The following is a 12,762-nucleotide window of genomic DNA, read 5'->3' as shown; positions in this document are numbered from 1 at the left end:
TCCCCCTATTCCCCAATTTCCCATGGCCATGGGTCTTCTACCCATCTCCAAGGCGCTTTACTTTGTGCATACCCAAAATTAGTCAATGGTCCATATTCCATTTCAAATCTTCTTTTTAATTTCATCAAGTTTTCAGTTACACAATTAAAATCAGCTAGGGCCTGATGATTGTGAGGAAAGTTATCTAAAAATAAGTTTAACTCTACAGCAGCAAATTCTAGTTCTCTAATTTTATTTAACATTTGGGAGCGATTTGAACATTTTTTATCTGATTTATCCATATATATACCCCCCTATTCTAGTGATTTTATAGGATAAGGAATATATAAATTAGGGAAAAGAGTTCCCTTCCTTAGAGCCTCATCTAATGGAAATAAGCCGATATATGGCTGTAAAGGTACATATGCTCTTGCTAGTTGCATATTTTCACACATTTTAAGATCTTCGATTGGTTGTTCCCAACCCTCCATTGGATTCATCCATGGATTGTTGAATTGATGCATTATTTTTCACCTCATAAATTTTTACTACAATAACATATTATTCAATTATATGTAAAGATGTGAATAAATCTTAAAAGTTTAGCATATAATTATATGTTTAATTTTCATAGAAATTTCATAAATTTATGTTATTATTAAACAATAAAAATTAATTGTACTGGAGGGAGTTTAGAGTGGAGAATGTATCTATATTATTGGCTTTTTCAGCAGGAGTCTTATCTTTTTTATCTCCCTGTGTTTTACCTTTAATACCAATGTATTTATCTTACCTAGCGGGGACTACCATAGAAGATATAAATAAAGAGCAAAAATTGACTGTCATATATAGGTCCTTAGGATTTATATTAGGTTTTTCTATTATATTTATGATTATGGGTCTTTCAATTACTACATTAGGAAAATTGTTTGAGGCAAATAAAGATATTCTTAAAAAGGTTGGAGGAATAGTCATAATAATATTTGGTGTACATACTACAGGGTTAATAAAAATAAAGTATTTGTATAGAGAAAAAAGAATTTTAAATTTTAATAAGATGGGAATAAGTTCAATTTTTTTAGGAATGGCTTTTGCTATAGGATGGACACCTTGTATAGGCCCTGTTTTAACTTCAATCTTAATTTACGCAGGCAGCTCACAAACTTTAAGTAAGGGATTAATACTTTTATTATCCTATTCAGCGGGATTTGGAGTTCCCTTTCTCTTATCAGCTTTTTTAATAGAAGCTATTTCAAAATATACAAAGAAGATTTATAAATATTTTAATGTTATATCAATAACAAGCGGTATATTGCTAATTATACTTGGAGTTATGACTTTAGTAGACAAGACGTATTTACTAAATAATTTAGTTAGTTAGGGGGAGAAAATATGAATAAGAAAAAAATTATAGTGGCTATATTAGTAATATTAACTTTATTAGCTGTAATTGTAGTGAATTATAATAATAAGAAAAGTTTGCAAAATAATGATAAAAAGGTAGAAGATAAAGTAGAAGATAAGACAGAAGATGGCGAGAAAAAGGTCGATGATAGAATAGAGGCTATAGATTTTAAATTAGAAGATTTACAAGGTAAAGAAATAAAATTAAGTGATTTTAAAGGAAAAAAAGTATTTTTAAATTTTTGGGCAAGTTGGTGTGGTCCATGTAAGGCAGAAATGCCTCATATGCAACAGTTGTATGAAGAAACAAAAGATAAAGATATAGTAATTTTAGCAGTTAACGTGGGAGAAGATAAAGATAAAGTTAAGAGCTTTATAGAAGAAAATAAATATGCATTTCCAGTAGTATTAGATATTAAGCAAGAAGCAGCTCTTCAATATGGTATATCCGCCTTTCCAACATCATTTTTTATAGATGAAGAAGGTTATGTATATAGCGGCATAAGGGGAGCTATGAGCTTAGATATGATGAAAGAGCAATTAAAGTTAAAATAGAGCAGGGAACCCCCTGCTCTTAAATTATTTATCCTTTGAGTCATTTTTATGAAACTTATTTTTATAAGATTTATTAGTATCAACCTTAGTATCTTTTGACTTGTTTTGCTTATCGTCATTTTTGTGTTTGTCATTGTATGTAGGTGCCACATCTTTTAGTTCTTCTTTTACAGTAGTGTTTAAATTTTTAACTGCATTTTTCTTGTCTGTAAAAGCCTTACTATATTCTTCTTTAGCAGTTTGGAGTTGAGCATTTTTTTCATTTAGTATTTCTTCAGCTGCTTTAATTGAAGCTTCATCACCATTATGTTCTATTTTCTTAAGCTCAATCTTAGCTTTGTTATAATCTTTTTTTGCTGTATTTAATTCATGTCTTTCTTTCACCATGTTTTTAACCGCTTCTTGCTTAGCAGTTTGCATTTCTATAACTTTAGCAATTGCAGCTTGAGCATTATCTCCTAGTTTTGTCTCCAATTTTTTTAGCACTTCTATAGAATTTTTTTGGCATTTAGCCAACTTATCTGTAAGTTCATCCACCTTTTTATCATCTATATTAGTTTCTTTGTCTGTAACAACAGTGCTCTCAGTAGCATTTTCTGTAGTGTTTTCAGTAGTATCAGTAATTATATCTTCAAGGGATTCTGTAGCTTCAGTCATTTTGTTATTAAACTCTTCTACTGATTTTTCAGCTAAATCATTTTTTTCTTTCTCCGTTAAAACTTCGCTTTCCGCTAATCTTTCTTCAGCGATTTGTGTCAATATTACTATTCTTCCCATTTCATCTTTAGTAAGTCTTAATTTCAATTCATCGATAAACTTATCTAAAGGATAAAAAACACTAGCAGAAGTTAATCCCGCCTTATCTGCCATTGATAATTCTTCAGATGGTGATATTTCCGGGGATGCTAAAACCCCAGAAGATAAATTTAGTAACATTGTTACTGTTAAAACTAAAGTACATATTTTTTTCATTATTGTAACCTCCTAATTAATCATTCAACAATAGATACAGTTACTTTATAAAACTTTGGGAGGGTGTTAATTTAAAAAATTACTAAATAATACCCTTTTAAAAGTGAAGCAAGTTGTGTATATAATAATATGAGGTGATTATATGAACCTTAATGAACATTTAAAGGGAAATAGAAGTGACTTTATAGAAAATAATAAAGGTTTTATATATTCCACAGCTTACAGAGTATGCGGTCGTAAGTTAAGTTGGGAAAATGATGATGAATTAAGTATAGCAATGATAGCTTTTGATAAAGCTTGCAATACATATAAGGAGGAAAGAGGAAATTTTTTTAGCTATGCTAAGGTATTAATTAAAAATTCCTTGATTAATTATTTTAAAGCAGCTTCTAAAAAATATTCTTTAGTATTTAATGATGAATGTGATTTAGAAGAAATAAATTTAAAACAATCTGTCTCTAATTATGAAATAAGTATGGAAAATGAGGCAAGAGCTGAGGAAATAAATTTATTAAACAATGAATTAAGTCAATATAATATAGCATTTAGAGATTTAGTAGAAAATTCACCTAGTCATTCAGATACTAAGAACAACTTATTAAATGTGGCCTTTCAGTGTGCAAAGGAGAGTATTATAATGGATTATATTTATAAGAATAAAATGCTCCCCATTAAAGAAATATGTATACTGGCAGGTGTTAAGAGAAAGTTTTTAGAAAAGTGGAGAAGATATTTAATAGCTGTTATTTTAATTTTAAGCAATAATGAATATACGTACCTAAAGTCTTATTTAGATATAAAAGTAGGTGATAGCAATGATAATTAAAAAGGGAATCGTTATAGAAATTAATAATAAAGAAGCCTATGTAATGTTAAGTAATGGGGATTTCTCGAGATTGAAGATAAAAAATGGTCTTCCAAGGATTGGAGAAGAATATGAAGGAGAAGAGGTATTAAAAAAGCCAAATTATTTTAATAAGATAGCCATGGTAGCCTCCATAACCTTTGTATTATTATCATCAACAGGAGCATATGCATATTTTACTCCTGTGTCAACAGTTGTACTTAATGAGGATTCAGGCATAAAGGTAGGAATTAATAGGTTTAATAGAGTAGTTTCAGTTACTCCACTAAATGAAGCTGGAGAGAAGGTTGTAAAAGAATTAAATATAAAGAATAAAAATATTGATGATGCTATGGTAGAAGTAATAGACCAAGTTAAAAAGAACATAAATATAGAAGTAAAAGGAAGTAAGCTAAATACTGAAAAGATTAAAGAAAAGTTAAAAAATGAAAAACTAGATGGAAAAATAAAAATAAAAGATAAAGAAGAAAATCGTAATAACAAAGATTCTTTGCCTAAAAAAGATAAAACAACTAAAGAGAATGAAAATATTAAGAAAAATAACAATGTCAATAAAAATATAGAGAATAAATATAAAAACAACGATAACTCAAAAAATAGAAGAAATTATAATGACAAGAATGGTAATATAAGAAATAAGAATAATAGTAACGATAGTACTAAAAATGGCAATAAAGATAACAAATGAGGTTAAGGGGTGGCTAAAACCATCCCTTAACCTCATTTAGAATCCTGAAGTTTGTAAAATCATAATGAAGAGGGGTTATTGTAACATAACCATTTTTAATATAGTAAACATCAGTATTTTCTATAATATCTTCATTATGTTTACCAGATAGAGAAAACTCTAAAGTGCCATCTTCTTTTAAGGTTTTATTATAAAAGAAGTTATACATATCACCACCCATAGGGGAAACCTGTATACCTTTAATTTGCTTTTCCTCTATAGCAGGAACATTTACATTAAGAACCATATCATTAGAAATTAAATTGCTTTTAGCTATTTCTATAACCTTAGAAACATATTTAGCTGCAGTTAAAAAATGTTCTTCATTTATTGGTTCTCCAAAATTTATTTCACAAGAAACAGCTATAGAGGGAATTTTGTTTATAGCAGCTTCTACAGCAGCGGAAACAGTTCCGGAATAGAGAATATCCCTGCCTAGATTTGCTCCTATGTTAGTACCTGAGATAACCATATCTACAGGGCTGCTTATTAATTTATCCAGGGCGATTCTAACGCAATCTGCTGGCGTACCATCTACACTATAAGCCTTTGAGACTATACCTGGTAAGGTAACTTCCTTGACTATTAAGGAATTATGGATAGTTATTGAATGGCTGGCAGCACTTCGCTGGCTACTCGGAGCAACAACTAATACTTCATGCTCCTTTTGCAGCTCCCTTGCTAGAATTTGTAGAGCTATTGAATCTATTCCATCATCATTAGCTAATAATAATCGCATATTTAGTCCTCCATTAATAATTGATTAAGTATTTTACATAGTGTTATACTTATATATAGTTTAAACAATAATCACAAAAATTTATATAGTATTTTAAAGAAAGTGGGGATATATATGCATATAAGTAGAGCTAAATTAAAAGTTAGATATTCTGAAACAGATAAAATGGGTATAGTATATCATTCAAATTACTATCCTTGGTTTGAAATAGGTAGAGGAGAATACATAATTAAAAGCGGAATAACATATAAAAACATGGAAGAGCAAGGAATAATGATGCCATTAGTTGAAACTTATTGCAAGTATATAGAAGGAGCTAAGTACGATGATAGCATAATTATTGAAACATTTATTAAGGAACTTAGTCCTGTAAAGGTTATATTTAATTACAATGTAATAAGAGAAGAAGATAATAAAATATTAGCTCAAGGATATACAACTCAAACTTTTATAAATAGTAACTTTAAAATAATTAATTTAAAAAGATCTCATCCAGAGATTTGGGAAAAGCTCTATGCACTTTATGAAGATAAACAGAGTTCTTGAATCAAGTGGAGTTTTTACTCCATCTGATTCTTAGAAATCGGTATCCAGTGACGTCGTAGCCGCTCTTAGCTTCCACTTTGAACAAGATGGAGTATTAGAGCGGGTAGTCATCGGATAAAGAATAAAAAGAGGAGAGCGTAAGCTGTCCTCTTTTTATATTAAACTTCTCTAGTCACTTCTTTCAACCAATCTCTTTCTTCAAGATTCAAATGGGGAGAAAGTATTTCATAAACCTTTGAATGGTAGAGATTCAACCAATTCTTCTCCTCATTGGAAAGTATAGTTACATCTATTCCATCTAAATCTATTGGACAATAAGTTATTGGCTCGAATCTCAAGAATGTACCAAATTCAGTAGTTTCATCTTCTACAATTAAAAGCTCATTTTCTGTTCTAATTCCATATTTGTCTTTAATATAAACACCAGGCTCATTAGTGATAATCATTCCTTTTTCTAAAACCGCTCCGTTATATTCAACAGAAAATCTTTGAGGCCCTTCGTGAACGCTTAAAAAATAGCCTATTCCATGTCCAGTGCCACATTTATAATCTATACCCTCATTCCACATAGGAAGTCTTGCTAAAATATCAAGATTTGTTCCAGTAATTCCATGTAAAAACTTTGCTCTGCTTAAGGATATATGTCCTTTTAAAACAAGAGTAAAGTGATGTTTTTCCTCTGATGAGATTTTTCCCATAACAATAGTTCTTGTTATATCAGTAGTACCATCCAAATATTGACCACCAGAATCTATTAAGAATAAGCCATTATTTTCTAAGGTATATTGACTATCTTCTTTAGCCTTGTAATGCATCATAGCCCCATGGTCTTTATAAGCTGCTATAGTATTAAAACTAGGATTAATAAAATTTTTCTCTTCTTTTCTAAAAGATTCTAGCTTTTCAGAGGCAGAAATCTCAGTAATGGTCTCTTTTTCTATATTGGTTTTTAACCAATGTAAGAATTTAACCATAGCCACTCCATCTTTAACATGGCAGTTTTTTATATGATGAATTTCAGAAGGACTTTTTATACATTTAATATTTTGTACTATATTTGTTCCTTTTATCACCTTACACCTAGAAGGGATAGCGTTGTATAAGTTAAAGCTAGTTTTACTCCAATCAATAAATATAGAAGCATTATCTTTAATATTTGATAGATAATTAAAGATAAAATTATAATCTTTTATAGATACATTGAAGCTGTTTAATTCTAAAACTACTTCTGCTGCAAGTTTGCTAGAATCTATAAATAAAATTGCTTCATTCTTTGAAATTAAAGCATAAGCAATAGCTACGGGGTTATTCTCTACATCGTTTCCTCTAATATTAAATAGCCATGCTATATCATCTAAAGTAGTCAGTAAATAAAACTCTGCCTTTTGAGTATTCATTTTACTTCTTACTAAAGATAATTTCTCATTTATATCTCTTCCAGAAAATTCTCTTGGATGAATAAAAATCTTATCTTTAGGCATTTCAGGTCTATCATCCCATATTAAATCTATTAAGTCATGGCGTCCCTCTAGTTTTATGGTATTATCATTTAAAATATTTCTTAAATTTTCAATTTCCGATAGAGGCATAACTGTACCATCAAAACCAATTGAATAATTAGAAGATGTATTATCTTTTAACCACTGAGTATAAGTAGGAACTCCGGGTTCTCTCATTTTAAATAGCTTTATTTCAGAGCCTTCTAACTCTTTCTCTGCTTGAATAAAATATCTTCCATCAGTCCATAGTCCGCTTTCATTTAAAGTTACTACTAATGTACCAGCAGAACCAGTAAAACCTGATAACCAAGCTCTAGATTTAAAGCGAGAATGAACATATTCACTTTGATGAGCATCATAACTAGGTATGATATAAGCATGAAGTCCAAGATTTTTCATATGCTCTCTTAATCTTTTTATTTTGCTGTTAGTATTCATAATTTTTCTCAGCTCCTTTAAATTTTATAAACTCCCATTTAGTTTCAGCTGTAACTATGGCAAGAAAGATAACAATGCATCCTATAAACATTTTGTATGTAAAATCTTCTCCTAACAAGAAGCAGGATAATAAACTTCCAAAAACAGCTTCCAAACATAGTATAATTGCAGCACGAGTGGGAGTGGTGTATTTTTGAGCTACATTCTGAATTAAAAATGCTATAAAAGTGCTAAAAACACCTAAATAAATTATTGGAAAAAGTCCTTCTTTTGAAATAGTTGAAGGTATTTCATTAAATGAAAAGATACTTATTAAGGATAATATAAAAGCTACTAAGAACTGAACAAAAGTGAGTACTATAGGGTCATGTTTTTCTGCATAATATCCTATAGCAACTATATGACATGCAAAAAACAGGGCACAGGCTAAAGTGAGGCCATCCCCTAAATTTATATGCAAACTTCCTTCTAAGGTTAAAAAACCTATACCTATAAAACACATAAAAGCTGCAATGAGATTATAAATATCAGGCTTTTTACTATTAACCAACCAATATATAAAAGGAACCATAACTACGTTAGTACCAGTTATAAAAGCTTGCTTTGCGGCGGTAGTATATTGGAGACCTATAGTTTGAGCTGCAAAGGCAATGAAAAGAAGAAAACCAATAATAGATCCAGCCATGAAATCCTTTTTAGTTATTTTTTTTATGTTTTTAAAAAAAACTAACCCTATGGATACACAGGCAATAAAAAATCTAGAAGCCATTATAAAATAAGGAGAATAAGAATCTAAAGCATTTTTTGTAGCCACGAATCCACTTCCCCAAATAACAGCAATAATTAATAAAGAAAAATCTGCTAATAATGATTTGTTTTTTATTTTAGTTAACATTTTAGTACCACCTTTAATAAAATTACATAACAACTTTATTATAATATAAGTTAATAGTAGTGTAAAGAAAAGGGAAGAGATAAAACTATACTAAAAAGATATAAATTATTTTAATTACGTAACCTAAGTTACAGAAGAAAAGTAAATTTACAATTATAATAAAGTCATAAATTAAGAGATTAAAGACAAAATAATAATAAATTATAGTTTTAAATTTTAGGAGGAAAACAAGATGAGTTTAGTTTTAGGGAAAATACATTATTGGTTATTTAATAAGATAAAATGGTTTGAAGGATTAGAAGAAAACATATTAGAGTGGTCAGAAGATAAAAAGGAATTTCCGTTAGAACAGTGGAAAGATGAAATTTACAGTAAATACGGTATGCCTACAGAAGATAAACCTTTAGAAGAAATGATAAATACTTCTAATATACATGGATGGTTACAGGATAAAATATTTAGAGCAGAAGGAAGACAAAGTGCTTGGGTAACTAGAATACTAAATAAAAATCCAGAATACATCAATGATTTAATAAGCATATTTGAAAAACAAGGAACTAAACTAGGCAGTGAATATGCAGAAAAAGCAGTGGTGGTACACCCAGTAGAAATATATAACATGTTAAATGACTATATATTAGAAGGTATGCCTTGTGACAGAGTAAATGAAACACTAGAGAATAATGAGGATATGTTTAGTTGGAGAACAACTAAATGTTTACACGCGACCCATTGGGAAGAAGAAGGTGGAGACGTTAATAACTTTTATAAGCTTAGAGAGGCTTGGGTAAAATCCTTTGTAAAAGCTTTAAATTCTTCATTTAGATACTACGTAACAGTAGAAAATGCCACTAGATTACACGAAATTAAAAGATAAGGGGATGTTTTTATGAATGCTATAGAATTAATGGTAGAAGAGCACAAAAATATTAAAAGAATGCTTAAAGTTATAAGAAAGTATTGCTATAAAGTTCTTAAAAATGAAAATGTAGATTATAATGATTTTTATAGAATGATAGATTTCGTTAGGAACTATGCAGATAAGCATCATCATAGCAAGGAAGAAAATATATTATTCACTTTAATGGACGAAGAATTCGAAATGAGCAAAAAGGGACCAGTTGGAGGCATGTTAATAGAACATGATCAGGGAAGGTTGTATATGCATAACTTAGAAATTGCTTTAAAAGAATTAGAAAAGGGTAATGAAGAAGCTAAGTTAGATGTAATAGCTAATGCAGTTTCCTATACAGATTTACTAAATCGTCATATAGATAAAGAAGACAATATAATTTATACTTTTGCAGAGCGTTCTTTATCCGAAAAAAGCAAAGATATACTAAATACTAGGAGTAGAGAAGTAGAGGAAAAGGCTCATCAAATAGGTACTCAAAATAAATACATTTCTTTAATAGAAGAATTAGAAAATAAATAATAATAAGGAGTGTCCCAGGGGTCACTCCTTATTTTAATTACTTCTTAAATATACCAAAAGGCTTACCCACAGGTAAAAACTCTCTTCCAAAGTGAGGGTTCAAAACTGCAGCCGCTGAACCATAGAATGAAACTAAAGATATTAATAGTTCAGAATAACCAGCTAGTTTATGTGAGAATTCATATGCAATGTGGAAAGAACTAAGGGATAATCCTAAGAATAGAAAATCTATTAAAAGAAATATCGTAAATAAAACTTTGTGAGTTTCCATAGCTCCTATAGTCATATAGATAGTAAAAATTAAATATCCTATAAATGCAATACCAAGTTGTTTAGGATCAGCAGTGGAAGCTAGTTTTTCCCCAAACACACCCATCTTTATAAGCCAGGAAGTTGCAGTTCCAAACCAAAAAAAGGCATATCCACCAAAAGCAGTAGCACCAAAAACGTTACCTTTTTTAGCATCGTTAATGCAAGCAAACAACTGTGCAAAAGCACCTAAAAATATTGCCCAGGGAATTACAAAAGATACTTCACTAGTAAGTCCAAGCTTTTGACTTGAAGCTACTAATGTAACCATAGCTAGTCCTAAAAGTCCTAGAGCTGATGGATCAGCGATAGCAATTTTTACATTTTGAATTTCATTTGATTTCATATAGTCCTCCTATATATATAATAATAATAAATACACACAATGGACATAATATCATCAAATTTGACAAAATGCAAACAAAAAATACTATTAAATTTTCCAAATTATGATATAATCGTTTAAAAGTGTATTCTTTGAAAGGGGCTAAAAGATTATGAGTATAGAAACTGTAAGAAAGGATTTCCAGAGGAGAAACATTGAGCTTGAAATTTTAGAATTCAATGTAAGCAGTGCTACTGTTGAATTGGCATCTCAGGCTTTGGGGGTAGAGCCTGGAAGAATAGCAAAAACAATGGCTTTTAAGATTAAGGATGAAGATGTTCTTATTGTTGCAAAAGGTGATGTAAAGGTAGATAACAGAAAATTTAAGGATGCTTTTGGTGCAAAAGCTAAGATGTTATCTTCAGAAGAGCTTCTTGAATCTACTGGTCATCCAGTAGGAGGGGTTTGTCCTTTCGGACTTAAAAACCCTTTAAAAGTATTTTTAGATGAATCACTAAGAGCATATGATTTTGTTTATCCAGCGGTAGGAGCACCTAATTCTGCTGTAAAGGTTGAATTAAAATATTTAGAGAATATAACTAATGGAGAATGGGTAGATGTATGTAAGTAGATAAATATTAAGGAGGAGAAAGAAGTGTATTTAGAAGAGTTCAAAGTAGGAGAAATATTTAAATTAGGTCCCATTTCATTAACAGAAGAGGAAATTGTAGAGTTTGCAAGAAAGTATGACCCGCAACCAATACATGTAGATTATGAGTTTGCTAATAATAGTGCCTTTAAAGGAGTTATAGCTTCAGGATTTCATACGATAAATGTAATTTGGAACGAGTGGGTTAAATCCAACAGATTTGGTACTGAAATTATAGCGGGAATGGGTATGGATTATTTAAACTGGACAGCGGCCGTATATCCAGGTGATAAGCTTATAGCATTAGTAGAAGTAGTAGAAATTAAGCCATCTTCAAAAGGAGATCGTGGAGTTATTGCATTGAAATTTACAATAAATAATGAAAAGGAACAAACTGTATTAACAACACAATTAAAAGCTATGATTAAAAGCAATGCAAATAATAAAGGACTATAGGATATAAAACATATCCTATAGTCCTTTATTATCTATCTACCCCAAAAGTATCCGATTATAAATAATATCCATATGTGAATAGGGTAAAAGAAATAAAATAAATATCTTAAATCTCTGCCTTTTTTGCCGGAATATAAATAAAAGAATGGAATAGCAAATACCATCATCCATTGAATATTTTCATAAAAAAGTCCTTGGTAGCTTATGTTTCCCATGGCAAACAAGAGAGACAATGCTGTGTAATATAAGATTAAGCGTTTTTTATTATTTTTGTATATATAAAATATATAGATCATAGCTGGGCCTAAGAAGGAGGCTTCTGTAAATAATGAGAGAAAGACAATTAAAAAAACGTATATTCTACTATCCCCTATATAATTTAGTAACATTATAGAAAAAGCCATAGATAAAAATATATTATTTCTTATCACTATGAAGTTATAACATATAAAAGATAATAATATTGGTACTAAAACTAAGACCGCTCCGTGTAACAGTATTTTATTTTTATTATCAGAAGAAGCTTTCCAAAGAAGGTAAGTATTAGCTATAAGCAATAAAATAAAAATTATAATAGTTATATAGTCATTTAAATTTAGAAATTGATTATCTTTAGGAAATAACATAGATAAAATAATATTTCCAATAGTCATTGCACTGGATGCGATAAAAAGTCTTCTAGCATAATTATTCTTGTCTCTTGTGTAAAAGTACCCATCTATTAAAAGATAAAAGAACACAGGGGCAACTACTCGTCCTATATAATTTAGCCAAATTGGAGTATTGGGAATAAAGCTTCCAATATGGTCTAGTAACATAAATAAAAGCATTAAAAATTTAAGTTGAAACCTATCTAACATGAAAAATTCCTCCTGATTTTTGATAAGTATATATCAATTATACATTATATTAAGAGTTTATTTCTTAATAAATTTGTAATAATTTTAGTAAAGTCTTTGTAAGGATTTT

17 protein-coding genes are annotated in these 12,762 nt (G+C 29.7%); 9 read left to right on the top strand and 8 right to left on the bottom strand.

The window, feature by feature from the left end; translation table 11 throughout:
* Positions 1 to 5: 5 nt before the first annotated feature.
* Both ABDZ69_RS11500 and ABDZ69_RS11495 read right to left on the bottom strand, forming a co-directional pair.
* The gene (locus tag ABDZ69_RS11500) at positions 6 to 281 is read right to left on the bottom strand and encodes a spore coat protein CotJB (RefSeq protein ID WP_343769785.1); all 276 of its coding nucleotides are present in this window, start codon (positions 279 to 281) and stop codon (positions 6 to 8) included.
* Positions 282 to 293: 12 nt separating this feature from the next.
* Positions 294 to 503, bottom strand: a complete 210-nt coding sequence (locus ABDZ69_RS11495; protein ID WP_343769784.1) for a spore coat associated protein CotJA — start codon at positions 501 to 503, stop codon at positions 294 to 296.
* Between the two features lie 173 nt (positions 504 to 676).
* On the opposite strand from ABDZ69_RS11495, the gene ABDZ69_RS11490 reads away from it, so the two are divergent.
* The gene (locus tag ABDZ69_RS11490) at positions 677 to 1,360 is read left to right on the top strand and encodes a cytochrome c biogenesis CcdA family protein (protein ID WP_343769783.1); all 684 of its coding nucleotides are present in this window, start codon (positions 677 to 679) and stop codon (positions 1,358 to 1,360) included.
* Positions 1,361 to 1,371: 11 nt separating this feature from the next.
* A complete protein-coding gene (locus ABDZ69_RS11485; protein WP_343769781.1) occupies positions 1,372 to 1,938 on the top strand; it encodes a redoxin domain-containing protein in 567 nt (188 codons plus the stop codon).
* 24 nt (positions 1,939 to 1,962) lie between these two features.
* On the opposite strand, the gene ABDZ69_RS11480 is transcribed toward ABDZ69_RS11485, so the two are convergent.
* The gene (locus ABDZ69_RS11480) at positions 1,963 to 2,910 is read right to left on the bottom strand and encodes a DUF5667 domain-containing protein (protein WP_343769780.1); all 948 of its coding nucleotides are present in this window, start codon (positions 2,908 to 2,910) and stop codon (positions 1,963 to 1,965) included.
* 142 nt (positions 2,911 to 3,052) lie between these two features.
* Between ABDZ69_RS11480 and ABDZ69_RS11475 the strand changes: the two genes are divergently transcribed.
* Positions 3,053 to 3,736: a sigma-70 family RNA polymerase sigma factor gene (locus ABDZ69_RS11475; protein WP_343769778.1), complete on the top strand. Its 684-nt coding sequence runs from the start codon at positions 3,053 to 3,055 to the stop codon at positions 3,734 to 3,736.
* Positions 3,726 to 4,463 carry an anti-sigma factor domain-containing protein gene (locus ABDZ69_RS11470; RefSeq protein ID WP_343769776.1) on the top strand — a complete coding sequence of 246 codons (738 nt, stop codon included), beginning with the start codon at positions 3,726 to 3,728 and terminating at the stop codon, positions 4,461 to 4,463. Before ABDZ69_RS11475 ends, ABDZ69_RS11470 begins: the two co-directional genes overlap by 11 nt.
* Before the next feature lie 13 nt (positions 4,464 to 4,476).
* Here ABDZ69_RS11470 and surE read toward each other — a convergent pair whose 3' ends face one another.
* Positions 4,477 to 5,241 carry a 5'/3'-nucleotidase SurE gene (gene surE / locus ABDZ69_RS11465; RefSeq protein WP_343769774.1) on the bottom strand — a complete coding sequence of 255 codons (765 nt, stop codon included), beginning with the start codon at positions 5,239 to 5,241 and terminating at the stop codon, positions 4,477 to 4,479.
* A 114-nt stretch (positions 5,242 to 5,355) separates the two neighbouring features.
* On the opposite strand from surE, the gene ABDZ69_RS11460 reads away from it, so the two are divergent.
* A complete protein-coding gene (locus ABDZ69_RS11460; protein ID WP_343769772.1) occupies positions 5,356 to 5,787 on the top strand; it encodes an acyl-CoA thioesterase in 432 nt (143 codons plus the stop codon).
* A 158-nt stretch (positions 5,788 to 5,945) separates the two neighbouring features.
* On the opposite strand, the gene ABDZ69_RS11455 is transcribed toward ABDZ69_RS11460, so the two are convergent.
* Together ABDZ69_RS11455 and ABDZ69_RS11450 are read right to left on the bottom strand one after the other, a co-directional pair.
* Positions 5,946 to 7,724 (bottom strand): aminopeptidase P family protein, encoded by a 1,779-nt coding sequence (locus ABDZ69_RS11455; protein WP_343769771.1) that lies wholly within the window; start codon positions 7,722 to 7,724, stop codon positions 5,946 to 5,948.
* Positions 7,714 to 8,619, bottom strand: a complete 906-nt coding sequence (locus ABDZ69_RS11450) for a DMT family transporter (RefSeq protein WP_343769770.1) — start codon at positions 8,617 to 8,619, stop codon at positions 7,714 to 7,716. Before ABDZ69_RS11450 ends, ABDZ69_RS11455 begins: the two co-directional genes overlap by 11 nt.
* A gap of 232 nt (positions 8,620 to 8,851) precedes the next feature.
* On the opposite strand from ABDZ69_RS11450, the gene ABDZ69_RS11445 reads away from it, so the two are divergent.
* Entirely contained in the window at positions 8,852 to 9,496 is a 645-nt protein-coding gene (locus ABDZ69_RS11445) for a hypothetical protein (protein ID WP_343769768.1), read from the top strand.
* Between the two features lie 12 nt (positions 9,497 to 9,508).
* A complete protein-coding gene (locus ABDZ69_RS11440; RefSeq protein WP_343769766.1) occupies positions 9,509 to 10,054 on the top strand; it encodes a hemerythrin domain-containing protein in 546 nt (181 codons plus the stop codon).
* Between the two features lie 37 nt (positions 10,055 to 10,091).
* Here the strand turns inward: ABDZ69_RS11440 and ABDZ69_RS11435 are convergent, their stop codons facing one another.
* Complete coding sequence (locus ABDZ69_RS11435; protein ID WP_343769764.1) at positions 10,092 to 10,709, bottom strand: acetate uptake transporter; 618 nt, start codon at positions 10,707 to 10,709, stop codon at positions 10,092 to 10,094.
* A gap of 151 nt (positions 10,710 to 10,860) precedes the next feature.
* Between ABDZ69_RS11435 and ABDZ69_RS11430 the strand changes: the two genes are divergently transcribed.
* Both ABDZ69_RS11430 and ABDZ69_RS11425 read left to right on the top strand, forming a co-directional pair.
* Positions 10,861 to 11,319 carry a YbaK/EbsC family protein gene (locus ABDZ69_RS11430; protein ID WP_343769762.1) on the top strand — a complete coding sequence of 153 codons (459 nt, stop codon included), beginning with the start codon at positions 10,861 to 10,863 and terminating at the stop codon, positions 11,317 to 11,319.
* A 24-nt stretch (positions 11,320 to 11,343) separates the two neighbouring features.
* Positions 11,344 to 11,793, top strand: a complete 450-nt coding sequence (locus ABDZ69_RS11425) for a MaoC/PaaZ C-terminal domain-containing protein (protein ID WP_343769760.1) — start codon at positions 11,344 to 11,346, stop codon at positions 11,791 to 11,793.
* Positions 11,794 to 11,825: 32 nt separating this feature from the next.
* Here ABDZ69_RS11425 and ABDZ69_RS11420 read toward each other — a convergent pair whose 3' ends face one another.
* Positions 11,826 to 12,653 (bottom strand): TraX family protein, encoded by an 828-nt coding sequence (locus tag ABDZ69_RS11420; RefSeq protein WP_343769758.1) that lies wholly within the window; start codon positions 12,651 to 12,653, stop codon positions 11,826 to 11,828.
* Between the last annotated feature and the right edge of the window lie 109 nt (positions 12,654 to 12,762).

This window comes from Clostridium malenominatum, from assembly GCF_039521365.1.
Taxonomy (GTDB): Bacteria; Bacillota; Clostridia; order Clostridiales; family Clostridiaceae; genus Clostridium_AW; species Clostridium_AW malenominatum.
The sequence above is the reverse complement of the archived record's forward strand: the minus strand, read 5'-3'. Positions and strand labels throughout refer to the sequence as shown.